Source organism: Streptomyces sp. NPDC014733, assembly GCF_043083385.1.
In the GTDB taxonomy this organism is placed as follows: domain Bacteria; phylum Actinomycetota; class Actinomycetes; order Streptomycetales; family Streptomycetaceae; genus Streptomyces.
Genome location: NZ_JBIBYO010000005.1, coordinates 37881 through 55067 on the forward strand (window position 1 = coordinate 37881; position 17187 = coordinate 55067).

Annotated in this window: 15 protein-coding genes; 8 read left to right on the forward strand and 7 right to left on the reverse strand. The window is 75.8% G+C overall.

Features of this window, described 5'->3' with window-relative positions; genetic code table 11:
- Window positions 1–20 precede the first annotated feature (20 nt).
- From ACF1BH_RS13935 to nirB, 5 genes are all read right to left on the reverse strand, one after another.
- Window positions 21–1289, reverse strand: coding sequence for an ABC transporter substrate-binding protein (locus ACF1BH_RS13935; protein WP_391642697.1), 1269 nt, complete (start codon window positions 1287–1289; stop codon window positions 21–23).
- A gap of 224 nt (window positions 1290–1513) precedes the next feature.
- Window positions 1514–2368 (reverse strand): putative protein N(5)-glutamine methyltransferase, encoded by an 855-nt coding sequence (locus tag ACF1BH_RS13940; protein ID WP_391642698.1) that lies wholly within the window; start codon window positions 2366–2368, stop codon window positions 1514–1516.
- A gap of 233 nt (window positions 2369–2601) precedes the next feature.
- Window positions 2602–3552: an oxidoreductase gene (locus tag ACF1BH_RS13945; RefSeq protein ID WP_391642699.1), complete on the reverse strand. Its 951-nt coding sequence runs from the start codon at window positions 3550–3552 to the stop codon at window positions 2602–2604.
- Window positions 3553–3722: 170 nt separating this feature from the next.
- The gene (gene nirD / locus ACF1BH_RS13950) at window positions 3723–4175 is read right to left on the reverse strand and encodes a nitrite reductase small subunit NirD (protein ID WP_391642700.1); all 453 of its coding nucleotides are present in this window, start codon (window positions 4173–4175) and stop codon (window positions 3723–3725) included.
- On the reverse strand, window positions 4172–6799 hold the full coding sequence (gene nirB / locus ACF1BH_RS13955; RefSeq protein WP_391642701.1) for a nitrite reductase large subunit NirB: 2628 nt from the start codon (window positions 6797–6799) through the stop codon (window positions 4172–4174). Before nirB ends, nirD begins: the two co-directional genes overlap by 4 nt.
- A gap of 269 nt (window positions 6800–7068) precedes the next feature.
- Between nirB and ACF1BH_RS13960 the strand changes: the two genes are divergently transcribed.
- On the forward strand, window positions 7069–7857 hold the full coding sequence (locus ACF1BH_RS13960; protein WP_391642702.1) for a sulfite exporter TauE/SafE family protein: 789 nt from the start codon (window positions 7069–7071) through the stop codon (window positions 7855–7857).
- A gap of 27 nt (window positions 7858–7884) precedes the next feature.
- Here the strand turns inward: ACF1BH_RS13960 and ACF1BH_RS13965 are convergent, their stop codons facing one another.
- Entirely contained in the window at window positions 7885–8265 is a 381-nt protein-coding gene (locus tag ACF1BH_RS13965) for a cupin (protein ID WP_391642703.1), read from the reverse strand.
- A 574-nt stretch (window positions 8266–8839) separates the two neighbouring features.
- Between ACF1BH_RS13965 and cutA the strand changes: the two genes are divergently transcribed.
- A complete protein-coding gene (cutA, locus tag ACF1BH_RS13970) occupies window positions 8840–9196 on the forward strand; it encodes a divalent-cation tolerance protein CutA (RefSeq protein WP_391642704.1) in 357 nt (118 codons plus the stop codon).
- A gap of 1 nt (window position 9197) precedes the next feature.
- Complete coding sequence (locus ACF1BH_RS13975) at window positions 9198–10223, forward strand: trypsin-like serine peptidase (protein WP_391642705.1); 1026 nt, start codon at window positions 9198–9200, stop codon at window positions 10221–10223.
- 82 nt (window positions 10224–10305) lie between these two features.
- On the opposite strand, the gene ACF1BH_RS13980 is transcribed toward ACF1BH_RS13975, so the two are convergent.
- Window positions 10306–10986, reverse strand: coding sequence for a vancomycin high temperature exclusion protein (locus ACF1BH_RS13980; protein WP_391642706.1), 681 nt, complete (start codon window positions 10984–10986; stop codon window positions 10306–10308).
- Between the two features lie 197 nt (window positions 10987–11183).
- On the opposite strand from ACF1BH_RS13980, the gene ACF1BH_RS13985 reads away from it, so the two are divergent.
- From ACF1BH_RS13985 to ACF1BH_RS14005, 5 genes are all read left to right on the forward strand, one after another.
- Window positions 11184–12194 carry an adenosine deaminase gene (locus ACF1BH_RS13985; protein ID WP_391642707.1) on the forward strand — a complete coding sequence of 337 codons (1011 nt, stop codon included), beginning with the start codon at window positions 11184–11186 and terminating at the stop codon, window positions 12192–12194.
- A 134-nt stretch (window positions 12195–12328) separates the two neighbouring features.
- The gene (locus ACF1BH_RS13990; RefSeq protein WP_391642708.1) at window positions 12329–13237 is read left to right on the forward strand and encodes a sirohydrochlorin chelatase; all 909 of its coding nucleotides are present in this window, start codon (window positions 12329–12331) and stop codon (window positions 13235–13237) included.
- Window positions 13234–14628 (forward strand): deoxyguanosinetriphosphate triphosphohydrolase, encoded by a 1395-nt coding sequence (locus ACF1BH_RS13995; protein WP_391642709.1) that lies wholly within the window; start codon window positions 13234–13236, stop codon window positions 14626–14628. The genes ACF1BH_RS13990 and ACF1BH_RS13995 overlap by 4 nt, the downstream gene beginning before the upstream one ends.
- 260 nt (window positions 14629–14888) lie before the next feature.
- Entirely contained in the window at window positions 14889–16151 is a 1263-nt protein-coding gene (locus tag ACF1BH_RS14000; RefSeq protein WP_391642710.1) for an NAD(P)/FAD-dependent oxidoreductase, read from the forward strand.
- Between the two features lie 10 nt (window positions 16152–16161).
- Entirely contained in the window at window positions 16162–17184 is a 1023-nt protein-coding gene (locus ACF1BH_RS14005; protein ID WP_391642711.1) for a pyridoxal-phosphate dependent enzyme, read from the forward strand.
- Window positions 17185–17187 lie beyond the last annotated feature (3 nt).

The following is a 17187-nucleotide window of genomic DNA, read 5'->3' on the forward strand; positions in this document are numbered from 1 at the left end:
CGCCTCCGCCGTCCGCGCGGTCACCTCTTCCTGACCCGGGCCAGCTCGGCGTCGACCTTGCGCACCACGGTCCGCAGTTCGCTCTCCGGGGAGGCACCGTCCTTGATGATGCGGCTCAGCGCGTCCTGGTAGGCGGTGCGCGACGCCGTCGTCCAGCGCAGCGGCTCGGCGTGGCCGTGGTCGGTCGCGTACCGCACGGCGTCCGCGGCGGCGCCGGTCCGCAGCCGCGCCGCCTTCTTCGCCAGCGACGTCCGGGCCGGGATGTGGAAGCCGTACGACAGCGCGAAGTCCTGCTGGAGGTCGGTGCGTTCGATCCACAGCCAGGACGCGAACGCCTTGGCCTCCGCCTTACGGGTGCTGCGCGCGCTGACCGCCGAGGCGTAGGCGCCGACCGGGACGGCCGGTGCGCCGTGCGGGCCGTCCGCCGGGAACGGCAGGACACCGACGTCGTCGCCGAAGGTCTGCTGGATCTGCGGCAGCGCCCACAGGCCCGACCACTGCATCGCGGTGAGCTCCTGGAGGAACGCCGCCGGGTCGGACCAGTCCGTGGGCGCGCCCAGCAGCAGCGACTTGTCGGAGTACAGCCGGCGGATCTTGCCGAGGGTGCGGGCCGCCGCCGGGTCGTCGAAGCCGACCTTGCCGTCCTCGGTGACCAGGCCGAGGCCGGCGGCGAAGAGCGGGGTGCCGCCGAGGACGCCCGCGCCGCCGTCGTTCCCCAGGAACAGCCCCTTGGTCTTCTCCGTCGTCAGCTTCCGCGCGGCGTCCACCAGGGCGTCCAGGGTGCGCGGCGGTTCGAGACCGGCGTCCTTCAGGAGGCTCTTGCGGTAGTAGAGCAGCTGGGTGTCGACGGTCTGCGGGATGCCCCAGATCCGGTCCTGCCAGATCTTGGGGGCCAGCACCGCCTGGTTGAAGTCGTCCTTGACCGGCTCGACCTCGGCGGTCAGATCGACGACCTGACCGCCGCGGATCTGGTCCAGCGTCGGGCCGTTGACCTCGAAGACATCCGGACCGGAGTCGGTCAGCAGCGCCGCGGCGGTCTGCCGGTCGTAGTCGCCGGGCCGCCACTGCACGGTGACGCGCGCCTTTTCATAGGTGTCGGCGTACCGCTTGACGGCCCGTTCGACGCCCGGCTCGCCGTACTGGTGGTACCACTGGCTGATCCCGGGGCCGGACCCGCCGCCGCCCCGACCGGTGTTGGAGCCGCAGGCGGCCAGCAGTCCGGTGAGGGTGAGCCCTCCGGTGGCGGTCAGCAACCTCCGTCTGCCGATGCCCGTGCCGGTGTCCGTCATGGCCTCGCCCCCTGTGTCCGCTGCCTGTTGCGTGCCGACGGTGATCGGCGATCACCGCGTGGTGCCCGACCACTGTGCCGTACGGGCGTGACGGCCGCAGGGCAACTGGACGAATCCTTCGGCTGAACCGGGAGGTGACGGCCCGTCCGGGGCGCCCCGGAGCGCGCTTCCGGGGGCGCGGCGGGGCGGCCGCGCGCCCCGTGGCGCCCCGGTGGCGGCGGGCGCTACGTACCGTCGGCGGGCCGGAAGCCGAGGACGACCGTGGCGGCCCGGTCCGCGCACCGTGCGGTACGGGCGCGCAGTCCGCTGCCGGTCAGGGCGCGGAGGGCCGCCGGTGCCTGGCGGTCGCTGGTCTCGCTCAGCACCACACCGCCGGGCGCGAGCCACCGCGCCGCCGCCCCGGCGACCCGGCGCAGCACGTCGAGGCCGTCGGCGCCGCCGTCCAGCGCCACCCGCGGTTCGTGGTCCCGCGCCTCCGGCGGCAGCAGTCCGACCTCCTGGGTCGGCACGTAGGGGACGTTGGCCAGCAGTACGCCGATCCGGCCGCGCAGCTCCCGGGGGAGCGCGGCGAAGAGATCGCCCTCGTGGACGTGGCCGCCCGCCGCGGCGACGTTGGCGCGGGCGCAGCGCACCGCCGCCGGATCGATGTCGGCGGCGTGCAGCTCGACCGGCCCGGCGCAGGCGGCGAGCGCCGCGCCCAGCGCGCCCGAACCGCAGCACAGGTCGACGACGACGGCGCCGGGGCGGGTGTGCCGGGCGGCGGTGTGGACGAGGAATTCGCTGCGCCGCCGGGGGACGAAGACGCCCGGCCCGACGCGCATCCGGTGGCCGCAGAACCCGGCCCAGCCCAGGACGTGTTCGAGGGGCAGGCCGGCCATCCGGCGCTCGGCCATGGCGGCGAGTTCGGCGGGGGTGCGGGCGGTGGCGAGGAGCAGCTCCGCCTCGTCCTCGGCGAAGACGCACCCGGCGGCGCGCAGACGCGCGACGAGGCCGGGGGAGGACGGCGGTGCGGAGGAAGCGGAGGGAACGGAGGAAGCGGAGGAAGTGGAGGAGGGGGCAGCGGGGTGACGCGCGGGCATGAGGGCCTTTCGGGGTGCCGAAAAGGGCGCTCTCCGGTCACCTCTGCCTGGTGAACCGCGCGATGTCGGGGTGAGAGCACCCACCGGGTACAGCGGTGATGGGTCCCACCTCCTCGTCTCGTCCACTGTTGATGCGCCGTCACTGTACCGCGGGGGCGCGCGCCGGGCATCCGCGCGCCGGTCGCCGTCCCGGGCACGCCGGCCGACGCTCCCGGGGCGGTACGGGCCCGGGCTCAGACCGGTCTCCGCCCGCCGCCCGCCGTGAAGTCGTAGCGCACCCCGGTCAGTTCCTCCGACGCCGCCCAGAGGCGGGCGGCGGCCGCGTCGTCGCGGGCCCAGGGGGCGCGGGGGGAGGGGGCCGGGGCGCCGCGGAGCAGGGCGCGGGGGCCGACGAAGGTGTCCGGCTTCATGCGCGGGGCGGTGGCGGCGCACAGCACGGGCAGCGCCCCGCCCTCCGGGCGCTGCCCGATGAGGCGGTTGCCCAGCTCCATCAGGCGCTCGGTGGACCGGCGGCCCTCCATCCGGGGCGCCGTGGTCGTCAGGTTGGTGGCGGCGTACCCGGGGTGCGCGGCGGCCGCGACCACCGGGGAGCCGATCACCGCCAGCCGCCGGGCCAGCTCGTGGACGAAGAGGAGGTTGGCGCTCTTGGAACGCCCGTAGGCCCGCCAACGCCCGTAGGAGTGCGTGGCGTTGAGGTCGTCCGGGTCGATGCGGCCGAGGGCGTGGAGAAAGCTGGAGACGGTGACGACACGGGCCCCGGGGGTGGCCAGCAGCCGGGGGAGCAGGAGGCCGGTGAGGGCGAAGTGGCCCAGGTGGTTCACGCCGAACTGCCGCTCGAAGCCGTCGGCGGTGGTGCCGTGGGGCAGCGCCATCACGCCCGCGTTGTTGATGAGCAGGTCGAGCCGGACGGCGTCGAAGCTGTCGAGCCCGGCGGCGAAGTCGCGTACGGAGGAGAGATCCGCCAGGTCCAGACGGCGGAACTCCGCCTCGGCGGCGGGCACCTCGTGCCGCAGCTCGGCGAGAGCCGCCTCGCCGCGCGCCACGTTGCGGCAGGCCAGCACCACACGGGCGCCGTGGCGGGCGAGTTCCCGCGCGGTGGCGAAGCCGATGCCGCTGTTGGCGCCCGTGACGACGGCACAGCGGCCCGTCTGGTCGGGGATGTGGCTGGGGTTCCACCGGGGCACGGCGCCTCCTCCGTCGGGGACGCGCATCAGCGTACGCCCGGGGCGCACGGGGCCGGGCGGGCGCAGGGGGCGATTCCGGGGCGCCCGGGGCGCTTTGGTGAGGTGGCCCGGGCGCCGCGACGGTGGTCTCCCCGGGACGTGCAGCTCGGCGGCGCGCGCACCGGGCGCCGCTACGGCTCCCGGACCCGTACCGGATACACCGGCACCGCCACCTCCGGATCGTCCAGACAGGCCCCGCCGGCCAGATCGAAACGCTGCTTGAGCAGCGGTGAGGCGACGTACGGGCGGCCCGCCGCCGAACCGGTCAGCCCGCGCGAGAGGACCTGCGCGCCAGTGAACGGGTCGCGGTTGCCGATGGCGTACACCGTCCCCGTCCGGTCGCGGAAGAGCGCCGCCTGGCCGCCGTCGGGCAGCAGCGCGGCGACCCCGCGCCCGGGGGTGAGCGCGGTGAGCGCGCAGACCGGGAACCAGCCGCCGGGCCCGTGCACCTCGACGACGGCGCCCGGGGCGCCCGCCACGGGCCGCACGCCGGGGGCGCACCCCGCACGCGTCCCGGGGGACGCGGTGGCCGTCGGGGCCGGTGCGGTCCTCGTGTCCGTGGCCGCGGCATCCGTGGGGGTCATCGGGTGAAGGTCCCTTCCAGTGTGCGTACGGGCAGGTCAGGTCCGGTCAGCAGAGGCAGGTCGGGCTTGATCTGGTCGCGTTCGGGGACGAAGCGGACCGATGGGTCCGGTACGCCCGGCGCGTTGACGAAGGAGGCGAAGCGGGCCAGCCGCTGCGGGTCGGCGAGGGTGAGCGCCCACTCGTCCTGGTAGTGGGCGACATGCGCCGCCATCAGGGACTCCAGCTCCGCGCAGAGCCCCAGGGAGTCGTGCACCACCACGTCCCGTACGTGGCCGAGTCCGCCCTCGATCCGCTCCAGCCACGCCGCGGTGCGCTCCAGCCGGTCGGCGGTGCGGATGTAGAACATCAGGAACCGGTCGATGAGCCGCACCAGTTCGGCGTCCGACAGGTCCTGCGCCAGCAGGTCGGCGTGGCGGGGCGTGGCGCCGCCGTTGCCGCCCACGTAGAGGTTCCAGCCGCCCGCGGTGGCGATGACCCCGAAGTCCTTGCCGCGCGCCTCCGCGCACTCGCGGGCGCACCCGGAGACCGCCGATTTCAGCTTGTGCGGCGCGCGCAGCCCCCGGTAGCGCAGCTCCAGCGCGATCGCCATCCGTACGGAGTCCTGCACGCCGTAGCGGCACCAGGTCCGTCCCACGCAGGACTTCACCGTCCGCAGCGCCTTGCCGTACGCGTGCCCCGACTCGAAGCCGGCGGCCACCAGCCGCGCCCAGATCCGCGGCAGCTGCTCGACGCGGGCGCCCAGCAGATCGATCCGCTGCCCGCCGGTGATCTTCGTGTAGAGCCCGAACTCGCGGGCCACCTCCCCGATGACGATCAGCTTCTCCGGGGTGATCTCACCGCCGGGGATCCGCGGCACCACCGAGTACGAGCCGTTGCGCTGGAGGTTGGCCAGGTGGTGGTCGTTGGTGTCCTGGAGCGCCGCCTGCTCGCCGTCGAGGACGTACCCGTCGGCGCCGACCGAGGGCGCCAGCGACGCGATCACCGAGCCGATCACCGGCTTGCAGATCTCGCACCCCTCGCCGCCCCGCGCCTCCGGCCGTCCGTACGACTCCAGCAGCGCGGCGTACGACGGCAGGCGCAGCGTCCGGACGATCTCGTACAGCTCCGCGCGGGTGTGCGGGAAGCAGCCGCAGAGGCCGGGGTCGACGACGGTGCCGGCCGCGGCCAGCTCGTCGTGGACGACGGCTGTCAGGGTCCGCACACAACTGCCGCAGCCGGTACCGGCCTTGGTGCACTCCTGCACCTCGGGCACGGAGGCGCAGGAGTGCGCGGTGACGGCCGCGCGGACGGTGCCCTTGGTGACGTTGTGGCAGCTGCACAGGACCGCGTCGTCGGGCAGCGCCCCCGGGCCGAGCGCCGTGGCGCCCGCCCCGGCGGGCACCACCAGTTCCTCGGGCGCCACCGGGGGCACCGACCCGGTCAGCGGACGCAGCGTGCCGTACGCCTCGGCGTCGCCGACCAGCACCCCGCCCAGCAGCTCCCCGCCCGCGCCCATCACCAGCTTCTTGTAGATCCCGGCGCGGGCGTCCGCGTAGACGACGTCCAGGCTGCCCTCCGTGGTGCCGTGCGCGTCGCCGAACGACGCCACGTCCACCCCGAGCAGCTTCAGCTTGGTGGACCGGTCCGCGCCGGTGAACTCCGGTGCGGACCGCCCGGCTATCGCCGCCGCCGCGGTGCGGGCCATCTCGTACCCGGGCGCCACCAGGCCGTACACCAGGCCGTCGGCGGTCTGCGCGCACTCGCCGATCGCGTAGACCGCCGGATCGCCGGTGCGGCAGCGGGCGTCGACGACGACCCCGCCGCGCTCCCCGACGGGCAGCCCGCAGTCGCGGGCCAGTTGGTCGCGCGGCCGTACGCCCGCCGAGAACACCACGAGGTCCGCCGGTATCCGGCTGCCGTCCGACAGCTCCAGCGCGCTGACCGCCCCGGACGCGTCGGTGACGATCTCCTTCCCGGCGACCCCGGTGTGGACGTGCAGCCCCTGCCCCTCGACGGCGCGGCGCAGCGCGCGCCCGCCGCCCTCGTCGACCTGGAGGGACATCAGCCGTGGCCCGAACTCCACGATGTGGGTGCGCAGTCCGAGCCCCTTGAGCGCACCGGCCGCCTCCAGTCCCAGCAGCCCGCCGCCGATCACCGCACCGGTGCGCGCGCCACCCGCGTGTTCCTCGATGGCGAGCAGATCCTCGACGGTGCGGTAGACGAAGCACCCGGCGCTGTCCCGCCCGGGGACCGGCGGTACGAACGGGTACGAGCCGGTGGCCAGCACCAGCGTGTCGTAGCGGACGGTACGGCCGGAGCGGGTGGTGACGGTGCGGGCCCGCCGGTCGACGGCGGTCGCCGGGTCGCCCAGGTGCAGTTCGACGGCGTGCCGGGCGAGGAACTCCGGGTCGGTCAGGGTGAGGTCCTCGGCGCTGCGCCCGGCGAAGTACGAGGTCAGCTGGACCCGGTCGTACGCGGGGCGGGGTTCCTCGGCCAGTACCACGACCCGGGTCCGCCCGGTGACGCCCCGGTCCGCCAGCTCCTCCAGGAACCGCTGGCCGACCATGCCGTGCCCGATGAGCACGAGGGTCGGGCGGCGCGCCGGGGGCGCTGCGGCAGAGGGGCGGGCGGTGGCTGCGGCCATGGCGGTGCCTCCATCACGGGCAATGGGGAATGGGGAGCGAGAACGGGGGACAGGGGACGGGGGACAGGGGACAGGGGGCCGGGCAACGGCGAACGGGCAGCGTTCAGCGTCCGCCGCCGCTGTTACCCGCAGGGGTCCTGCCTGTTTCCCGGACGGAACGCTGCTCTCAGCGGGCGGGTCGCGGAGGTGTGAGGGGCGCCCTACGGGCCCGCCGAGGCCGCGGCCCGAAGAACGCGGGCGGCCGCAGCGCGCGTTCGTAAGATCACCCGGTGCCCGCAGACATATCCCTCACCGTCCTGTCCCTGCTCTGCCTGGCGGCGCTCGCCGCGGGCTGGATCGATGCCGTCGTGGGCGGCGGCGGGCTGCTGCTGCTCCCCGCGCTGCTGGTCGGCCTTCCGCACACACCCGTCGTCCAGGTCCTGGCCACCAACAAGTCCGCCGCCGTCGTCGGCACCACCGCCGCCGCCGTGACCTACGCCCGCAAGACCCCCGTCGACCTGCGGACGGCGCTGCGGATCGGGCTCGCCGCCCTCGCCGGATCGCTCGGCGGCGCCTTCTTCGCCGCCGGGATCAACAGCGCGGTGCTGCGCCCGCTGATCATGGTGATCCTCCTCGGCGTGCTCGCCTTCGTCCTCCTCCGCCCGTCCTTCGGCACCGCGCCCGCCCCGTCCGGCCCGGCCACCCGGCGCCGGGTGGTGGCCGCGATCCTCGTGGCGGGCCTCGGTATCGGCTTCTACGACGGGCTGATCGGGCCCGGCACCGGCGCGTTCCTGATCGTCGCGCTCTCCGCCGTGCTCCGCATGGATCTGGTGGCCGCCTCCGCCACCGCCAAGATCGTCAATGTCTGCACCAACGTGGGCGCGCTCACCGTCTTCGCCCTCCAGGGCGCCGTCCTGTGGCAACTCGGGGCGGTCCTCGCCCTGTTCAACCTCACCGGCGGCATGCTGGGCGCCCGGATGGCGCTCCGGCGGGGCACCGGATTCGTCCGCGGCGTCCTGGTGGTCGTGGTCGTCGCCCTCCTGTGCAAGCTGGCGTACGACCAGTGGTCCGGGGCCTGAGGGGTGCCGCGAGGTCCCGCCGGCGCGTCAGCCCTGGGCCGTCGCCGAGCCCGCCGGGGCGGGGCGGGGCGTCTCCGGGACGGCGGTGACGGCGGTGAGCAGCACCGCGGAGTCCTCGACGGCGTGCAGCGCCTGACGTTCCTGGGGGAGACGGGCGATCTGCCCGGCGACCAGCTCGCGGTTGCCGCTCGGCGCGGTGAGCCGGACCCGGCCGTGCAGCACCTCCAGGCTGGCCGCGGGCGGTGCGTTGTGCTCCTCCAGCGCACAGCCGGCCAGCAGCGCGATCACGGTCTGCCGCAGCGGACCGTCGTGCAGGAACAGATGGGCGCTGCGGCCGTGCGCCGAGGCACGGGCGTCGGCGAGCCGATCGCGGACGAGGGCTCCGAGGTCGTTGACGTCGCTGTCCATGCCGTGCCTGCCCTTTCCTCCGCCCGTCGGCCTTCCGGCCACCAGGGCGCCCGGCCGTCCCGCCTCCGGCCGCCCGTCACGGGGCCGGTAGCGGCCCGCCGGACACACCGGCCGCGCCACGGTCCACGGTGCGGGCCGTGTGCCGCCCCTCCCGTTCCATCGTGGCCGCTGGTACGCCGCGCGCAAGCCGGGCCGAGGGGCGGCACGGACGGGCCGCACGGGGCAGGGACGTCCCGCCCGTACGGGGCGCCCCGGAGGGGCCGGACGCGCCCGGCGCCCGGCCCGGCCCCGTGCGCCCCCGGTCGGCGCCCGCCCGCGCCCGTGCCCGCTCCGCGCGCCGCGCGCCCGTCCGTGACGGCGGGGCGGGCGGGCGCGCTCACACGCCCCGGCCGCCGTCGTTCCCCCGCGCCGTCCCCGGTCCGTGCCGTCGTGCCGGTCCCCGGTGATCGTGTGCGTCCGTACCATGCCGTCCGGAGATCAACTGGGCCTGTCCGCCCGGGAATCGTCCCGCCATGAACCGTTCCGACCGGGAATCCCCCCGGCCGGCCCGCCCGACCCGCAAAGGTGCGCATCCGTGACCGACCCGTACGAGACCCCGGCACCCGCCGAGTGGCCGGCCCGCTGTCTGACCGTGCTGACGACCATCGACGACGAGGCGAAGGCGCAGGAGCTGGCGCGCGGGGCGATCGAGGCGCGGGTGGCGGCGTGCGCGCAGGTCAGCGCCCCGGTGACCGCCGTCTACCACTGGGCGGGCGCCGTGGAGACCAGCCGCGAGGTGCAGGTGCTCTTCAAGACCGCCGAGGACCGCTACGACGCGCTGGAGGCCCACATCCGGGCGTCGCACGACTACGCCACCCCCGAGATCATCGCGACGCCCGTGGTGCGCGGCTCGGCGGACTATCTGGCCTGGATCGTTGAGGAGACCCGCTGACATGCGACGACACGGCAGGAAGCACCGCGGGAAGGCCGTGGCGGCCGCACTCGGCGCGGGCCTCGGCCTGACCGCCTTGCTGACCACCGCCACCGTCAGCCAGGCCGGAACCGCCCCCGGCCCCGACGACCGCCCCCGGACCCGCACGGCACCCGGCGCCCCCGGGGACACCACCGGGGACGGCCACGAGCCCAGGATCAGCATCGTCTCCGCCGCCGCCTCCTGGACGGCCGAGGCGGCCGCCGACTTCTGGACGCCCGCCAAGATGGCCGCGGCGATGCCCCACGGCGACGCGCCGGCCGGCCCGGCGGCGACGGCGGCCCTCACCCCGGCCGCGGCGTCCGTGCCCACCGCCCGGCACATCAGCGGCATCCCGTCCGTCGGCGTCCTCTTCTCCGTCGACAAGGACGCCCACGCCCACTACTGCACCGCGAGCGTCGTCTCCAGCCCGCGCCGCAACCTCCTGCTCACCGCCGGGCACTGCAACCCCGGCAAGCGCGCCGCGTTCGTCCCCAAGTACCGCTCCGGGGCGACCACCCAGCCGTACGGGGTGTGGGCGATCACCAAGTCGTTCCTGTACCCCGGGCACGGCACCACCGGCTCCGCCTCCGACCTGGACTTCGCGTTCGCCACCGTCGCCCCCGACCGGCGCGGCCGCTCCGTCGAATCGCTCACCGGGGGCAACACCCTCACCCCGACCCCGGGCTACACCAACGACGTCACCGTCATCGGCTACCCGAGCGTCCGCAACGACCCCGAGGACCGCGCCATCCGCTGCGAGACCCGCACCACGCGGCTCGACGGATACCGCCAACTGCGGATGCGGTGCAACGGGTTCCACGGCGGCACCTCCGGCAGCCCCTGGCTGACCCACTTCGACGAGCGCACCAGGACCGGCCGCGTCATCGGCAACATCGGCGGCCTCAACGGCGGCGGTCCCAACGGCCCCCACGCCGACCGCACCTCCTACAGCCCCTACTACGGCACGGAGATCCTCGCGCTCTACCTGCGGGCGATCAGCGGCTGACCCGCGGCCCCGGGGCGCCCGGCCGCGCCTCCGCCCTCGGGCGGCCGCCGGACCGCGCGCCCCAGGGCGGCGCCCCGGAGGGCTACCGCAACGCCGCCGTCAGCCCCGGCTCGCGCGGCCCCAGGAACCGCGGATCGGGCCGCAGGGCCGCCTCGGCCGCCGCCTTGCCCGCCGCGGCGATCTCCCGTACGCCGCCGTACACCCAGGTCACATCGTGCGGGGTGGCGACGCCCACGCCGTACGCGTCGATCCCGGCGGCGCTGCACAGCGCCAGCGCCCGCCGGATGTGGAAGCCCTGGCTCACCAGAACGGCCTGCCGGACGCCGAAGATCCGGCGCGCCCGGCTGCACGAGTCCCAGGTGTCGAACCCGGCGTGGTCCCCGACGATCCGCCGCCCGGGCACGCCGTGCCGCACCAGATAGCGCCGCATCGCGTCCGGCTCGTCGTAGTCGGTCCGCCCGTGGTCACCGGTCACCAGGACCGCCCGGACGGTGCCGCGCCGGTAGAGCCGGACGGCCGCGTCCAGCCGGTCCGCCAGATAGGGCGACGGTTCGCCGTCCCACAGGCCCGCCCCGAACACCACCGCCACGGGGGCGCGCGGCACCTCGTCGAGCGCCCGCACCCGCGGCCCCGCCGAGACGTTCAGCCATGTCGCCGGGGCCAGCGCCAGGACGGTCAGCGCCACCACGACCTGGTAGCCGCGCCGTTGCCCCCGCCGGGTCCGCGGCCACCGCCACCACGTCCGTCCCCTCGGCCCCCGCATCCCACTCCTCCGCTCCCGGGGACCGGCCCCGGCCACCCGTCACCGGCAGCGACGCACCCCGCCCCGGCGCGGTTGCAGCCGGCCCGCCACCGGGGCCACGGCCGCCCCGGCCCACCGTCCACCACGCCCCGCACCGCGGCTAACCTGGGCGAATCCGCCGACCGACCACCGATCCGTACCGCAGAACAGGTGTGACCGTGCCCTCCTCCCCGCCCCCCGCCCCCGCCCCGCTCCCCAAGGCCGAACTGCATCTGCACATCGAGGGCACCCTGGAGCCCGAACTGGCCTTCACCCTCGCCGAGCGGAACGGCCTCACCCTCCCGTACGCCACCCGCGACGAGCTGCGCAGCGCCTACTCCTTCAGCGACCTCCAGTCGTTCCTGAACCTCTACTACGCGCTGATGGCCGTCCTGCGCACCGAGGACGACTTCCACGACCTCGCCGACGCCTACCTCACCCGCGCCCGCGCGCAGGGCGTCCGGCACGCCGAGATCTTCTTCGACCCGCAGGCCCACACCGCCCGCGGCGTCCCCCTCGCCACCGTGATCAACGGCCTGGCCCGCGCGCTCGACGCCGCCCCAGAGCGCCACGGCATCACCACCCGCCTGATCATGTGCTTCCTGCGTGACGAGAGCGCCGAATCGGCCCTCGCCACCTTCGAGGCGGCCCGCCCGCACCTCGACCGCATCACCGCCGTCGGCCTCGACTCCGCCGAGGTCGGCCACCCGCCGTCGAAGTTCCGCGAGGTCTACGATCTGGCCCGCGAGGCCGGGCTCAAGTGCGTCGCGCACGCCGGTGAGGAGGGCCCGCCCGCGTACGTCTGGGAGGCGCTGGACATCCTCGGCGTGGACCGCGTCGACCACGGCGTGCGCAGCATGGAGGACGAGCGGCTGGTGGCCCGTCTCGCCGCCGAGCAGCTGCCGCTGACGGTCTGCCCGCTCTCCAACGTCCGGCTGCGTGTCATCGACGACCTCGCCGACCACCCGCTGCCCGCCATGCTCGACGCCGGACTGCTGGTGACCGTCAACTCCGACGACCCGGCCTACTTCGGCGGCTACGCCGACGACAACTTCACCGCCGTCCGCGACGCCCTCCACCTGGACGACGCGACCTTGCGCACCCTGGCCCGCAACTCCTTCCGCGCCGCCTTCCTGGACGAGGCGACCCGGGACAAGTACCTCGCGGAGGTCGACGCGCACCAGGGATAGCACCCGGGGCCGCGTAGCCCCCGGGCCCGCGGCCCCGCTCCTCTCACGCCCCCTCCCGGCCCGGGGAGCCCCCGGTTACCGCGCGTTCCCCGCCGGGAAACACCCCGGAAACGCCCGCTCGCCACCCTTGCCCCATGACGGCGTCCCGCTCCCGCACCCCGCTCCCGCCGCCCGGCGCGGCCCCGTACGGACCGGGCGGGCCCGGCGCCGACGGCGGGTGGCAGGGCCGGGGCGGGCCCGCGCTCGTCGCCGTCGCCCACGGGAGCCGCGACCCGCGCGCCCTGCCCGCCGTCCGCGCGCTGCTGGCCCGGGTGCGGGCGCTCCGCCCCGGACTGCCGGTCCGCCTGGGCCATCTGGGGCTCGACCGGCCGCCGCTCGCCGACACCCTCGCCGGGCTGCGCGGCGGCGCCGTCCTCGTCCCGCTGCTCTTCGGCCACGGCCACCACGTCACCCACGACCTGCCCGCGGCCCTCGCCGCCGCCCCGCACCTGGACGGCCGGATCGCCGCGCCCCTGGGCCCGCACCCGCTGCTCGCCGAGGCGCTGCACGGCCGCCTCACCGAAGCCGGGTTCATCCGGTACGCCGCGCCCGGTCGCCTCGCCCACACCGCCGTCGTCCTCGCCGCGGCCGGCTCCCGCGCCCCGCGCTCCGCCGCCGGCACCGAGGCCGTCGCCGCGCTCCTGTCGGCCCGGCTCGGCGGCCTCCCCGTCGTCCCCGGGTACGCCTCCGCCGCCACGCCCACCGTCACCGCCGCGGTCCGCGCCCTGGCCGACCGGGGGCACCGCCGGATCGCCGTCGCCGGGTGCTTCACCGCACCGGGGCGGTTCGCCGCCCGGTGCGCCGCCGACGCCCCGGACACCGCCGCAGCCCCTTTGGGCGACCACCCCGCCCTGGCCCGCCTCCTGCTGCACCGCTACGACGAGGCGCGCGCCGCCGGAGGCGGGTGTCCGGTCGCTGCCGGACCCTCCGCCACCGGCCGGGATGCTGCCGGAGGCGACGGTTCCGCCCGCCGCTCCGCCGGGGCGGCTACCGTCGCGGTATGACGGGCATTCCTGCACACACCGGCCGTAACGGCACCGGCGTCGAGGACACCACCGGGGCGCACCCGGGCGGCCGCGCGCCGTCCGGCCCGCCGTCCGCTACCCCCGGCTACGCCCCGGCGGACACCGAACGCTGGGTCGCCGAACCGGACAAGCGCCCCGGCCGCACCGCCTTCCAGCGGGACCGGGCGCGGGTCCTGCACTCCGCCGCCCTGCGCCGCCTCGCCGGGAAGACGCAGGTGGTCACGCCCGGCACCCGCACCCACCTCTGGGACGCCAGCCCCCGCACCCGCCTCACCCACTCCCTGGAGTGCGCCCAGGTCGGCCGCGAACTGGGCGCCGCCCTCGGCTGCGACCCCGACCTCGTCGAGACCGCCTGTCTGGCGCACGACCTCGGCCACCCGCCCTTCGGCCACAACGGCGAGCAGGCGCTCAACCAGGTCGCGGCGGGGTGCGGCGGCTTCGAGGGCAACGCCCAGTCGCTCCGCCTCCTCGCCCGCCTGGAGCCCAAGCGCTTCCGCACCACCGCCGACGGCACCCCCGTCAGCGTCGGCCTCAACCTCACCCGCGCCGCCCTGGACGCCGCCACCAAATACCCCTGGCCCCGCGGCGGCCACCCCACCGACCCCGCCTCGCCCAAATTCGGCGTCTACGAGGACGACCTGCCGGTCTTCGCCTGGTTCCGCCAGGGCGCCCCGGCCGCCGCCCGCAGCTTCGAGGCGCAGGTCATGGACTGGTCCGACGACGTCGCCTACTCCGTCCACGACGTCGAGGACGGTCTGCACGCCGGCCACCTCGACCCCAACCTCCTGCTCGCCGACGCCGAACGCACCGAGATCTTCGCCGTCGCCGCCCGCCGCTACGCCCCCGGCGCCGACCCCGCCGAACTGGCCGCCGCCCTCGACCGCCTCCTCGACCAGGAGTGGTGGCCGCACGGCTACGACGGCTCCGCCCTCGCCCAGGCCCGCCTCAAGGACGCCACCAGCCAGCTCATCGGCCGCTTCTGCACCGCCGCCGAGACCGCCACCCGCGCCGCGTACGGCACCGGCCGCCTCACCCGGTACGGCGCCTCCCTCGTCGTCCCGGAGGAGACCCGGCTGGAGTGCGCCGTCCTCAAGGCCGTCGCCGACCGCTACGTCATGCAGCGGCCCGACCAGGAGGCGCTCCGCGCCGACCAGCGCGTCGTCCTCACCGAACTCGCCGAGGCCCTGCTGCGCCGCGCCCCCGACGGCCTCGACCCCCAGTTCCGGTCACTTTTCGACGCGGTCGACGCCGATGCCACGGCCGACGACACCGCCCGGATGCGTGTCGTCATCGACCAGATCGCCGCCCTCACCGACGCCTCGGCCCGCAGCCTCCACGCCCGCCTCACCCGCGCCCCCGGAACGCCCTGACCGCACCACCCGGGACGCGCCGCAGCGGACCGTACTCTTCCGTCCGCCCCCGCCGTGCGGGAGGCTCGGACCGGCGGGGTGCGCGGGCACCACGTGGGTGTCGCCGGGTGCGACACCCGCACCGGTACCCGGCCGCGAAACACGGTAACGAGGACGGAGAACGGGGGAGCGTAATCGGGGGACCGAACAGCGGGGGAACGATCGGCGACGTGCACGGCCGCGGAAGCGGACGTACGGCACCGACAACGAGGAGGAAGCAAGTGGTCGAAGCACACCAGACGTTCGTCATCGTCGGGGGTGGCCTGGCCGGCGCGAAAGCCGCCGAGACCCTCCGCGCGGAGGGCTTCACCGGACGGGTGATCCTCATCTGCGACGAGCGCGACCACCCGTACGAACGCCCGCCGCTGTCCAAGGGATACCTGCTCGGCAAGGAGGAGCGCGACAGCGTCTTCGTCCACGAACCCGCCTGGTACGCGGGCGCCGACATCGAACTCCACCTGGGCCAGCCCGCCGTCCGCCTGGACCCGGCGGCCCGCACCGTCCGCCTGGGCGACGGCACCCTCATCGTCTACGACAAGCTGCTGCTGGCCACCGGCGCCGAACCGCGCCGCCTCGACATCCCCGGCACCGGCCTCGCCGGCGTCCACCACCTGCGCCGCCTCGCCCACGCCGAGCGGCTGCGCGGCGTCCTCGCCTCCCTGGGCCGCGACAACGGTCACCTCGTCATCGCCGGGGCCGGCTGGATCGGCCTCGAAGTCGCCGCCGCGGCCCGCTCGTACGGCGCCGAGGTGACAGTCGTGGAGACCGCGCCGACGCCGCTGCACGCCGTCCTCGGCCCCGAACTGGGCGACCTCTTCGGCGACCTGCACCGCGAACACGGCGTCCGCTTCCACTTCGGCGCCCGCCTCACCGAGATCGTCGGCCAGGACGGCATGGTCCTCGCCGTCCGCACCGACGACGGCGAGGAGCACCCCGCCCACGCGGTCCTCGCCGCCATCGGCGCCGCGCCCCGCGCCTCCCTCGCCGAACAGGCCGGACTGGCCCTCGTCGACCGCTACGACGGCGGCGGCATCGCCGTCGACGCGACGCTGCGCACCTCCGACCCGCACATCTACGCCGCGGGCGACGTCGCCGCCGCCGACCACCCGGCCCTGGGCACCCGGATCCGCGTCGAGCACTGGGCCAACGCCCTCAACGGCGGCCCCGCCGCGGCCCGCGCCATGCTCGGCCAGGAGGTCTCCTACGACCGCGTCCCCTACTTCTTCTCCGACCAGTACGACGTCGGCATGGAGTACTCCGGCTACGCCCCGCCCGGCTCGTACGACCAGGTCGTCTGCCGCGGTGACGTCGCCAAGCGCGAGTTCATCGCGTTCTGGCTGCGCGAGGGACGGCTGCTCGCCGGGATGAACGTCAACGTCTGGGACGTCACCGCGCCGATCCAGCAACTCATCCGCTCCGGTCACCCGTTGGACCCCGCCGCCCTGGCCGATCCGCAGGTTCCGCTGGAGAGCCTGCTCCCGTAGCGTGCCGCCCATGAGCGCTCGCCCCTCGGGCCCCAGCGGCCCCACCCCGCCCGCCGGCCCCGCGGCCGTCACCCTCGACTCCGTCCGGGAGGCCGCGGCCCGGCTGGCGGGCGTCGCCCACCGCACCCCGGTGCTGCGCTCGCGCACCCTGGACGCGCTGGTGGGCGCCGAGGTCCACCTCAAGTGCGAGTCCTTCCAGCGCATCGGCGCGTTCAAGTTCCGCGGCGCCTACAACGCCGTCGCCCGCCTCACCCCCGAGCAGCGCCGGCGCGGCGTCGCCGCCTACTCCTCCGGCAACCACGCCCAGGCCGTCGCCCTCGCCGCCCGCGAGCTGGGCACCACCGCCGTCATCCTCATGCCCGAGGACGCCCCGCGCTCCAAGCGCGAGGCCACCGCGGGCTACGGCGCCGAGATCGTCACCTACGACCGCTACACCGGCGACCGCACCGCCCTGGGCCGCGCCCTGGCCGAGGAGCGCGGGCTCGCCCTCATCCCGCCCTACGACCACCCGGACGTCATCGCGGGCCAGGGCACCACCGCCCTGGAGCTGATCGAGGAGACCGGGCCGCTCGGCGCGCTGCTCACGCCGGTCGGCGGGGGCGGCCTGATGGCGGGCTGCGCCACCGCCGCCACCGCCCTCGTCCCCGGCATCCGCATGATCGGCGTGGAGCCGGAGGCGGGCGACGACTACGTGCGCTCACTGGCCGCCGGGGAGCGCGTCGCCGTCCCCGTGCCACGCACCATCGCCGACGGGCAGGCCACCGAGATCCCCGGCGAGCTGCCCTTCGCGATCAACCGGCGGCTCCTCGATTCCGTCGTGCTCGTCACGGACGACGAGATCCGCGCCGCCATGCGGTTCGCCTTCGAACGCCTCAAGATCGTCACCGAGCCCAGCGGCGCCTGCGCCCTCGCCGCCCTGCTCAGCGGCCGCGTCGACGCGCTCCCGCCGCGCGTCGGCGTGGTCGTCTCGGGCGGCAACATCGCCCTCGACCGCTTCCTGGAGATCATGGGCGACGCCCCCGACGCGGCCTGACCC

What these genes read in the sequence shown, in the direction of transcription:
- ACF1BH_RS13935 (WP_391642697.1), bottom strand. Translation starts at nt 1,289, where the DNA reads ATGACGGACACCGGCACGGGCATCGGCAGACGGAGGTTGCTGACCGCC.
- ACF1BH_RS13940 (WP_391642698.1), bottom strand. Translation starts at nt 2,368, where the DNA reads ATGCCCGCGCGTCACCCCGCTGCCCCCTCCTCCACTTCCTCCGCTTCC.
- nirD (WP_391642700.1), bottom strand. Translation starts at nt 4,175, where the DNA reads ATGACCCCCACGGATGCCGCGGCCACGGACACGAGGACCGCACCGGCC.
- nirB (WP_391642701.1), bottom strand. Translation starts at nt 6,799, where the DNA reads ATGGCCGCAGCCACCGCCCGCCCCTCTGCCGCAGCGCCCCCGGCGCGC.
- ACF1BH_RS13965 (WP_391642703.1), bottom strand. Translation starts at nt 8,265, where the DNA reads ATGGACAGCGACGTCAACGACCTCGGAGCCCTCGTCCGCGATCGGCTC.
- ACF1BH_RS13975 (WP_391642705.1), top strand. Translation starts at nt 9,198, where the DNA reads ATGCGACGACACGGCAGGAAGCACCGCGGGAAGGCCGTGGCGGCCGCA.
- ACF1BH_RS13980 (WP_391642706.1), bottom strand. Translation starts at nt 10,986, where the DNA reads ATGCGGGGGCCGAGGGGACGGACGTGGTGGCGGTGGCCGCGGACCCGG.
- ACF1BH_RS13990 (WP_391642708.1), top strand. Translation starts at nt 12,329, where the DNA reads ATGACGGCGTCCCGCTCCCGCACCCCGCTCCCGCCGCCCGGCGCGGCC.
- ACF1BH_RS13995 (WP_391642709.1), top strand. Translation starts at nt 13,234, where the DNA reads ATGACGGGCATTCCTGCACACACCGGCCGTAACGGCACCGGCGTCGAG.
- ACF1BH_RS14005 (WP_391642711.1), top strand. Translation starts at nt 16,162, where the DNA reads ATGAGCGCTCGCCCCTCGGGCCCCAGCGGCCCCACCCCGCCCGCCGGC.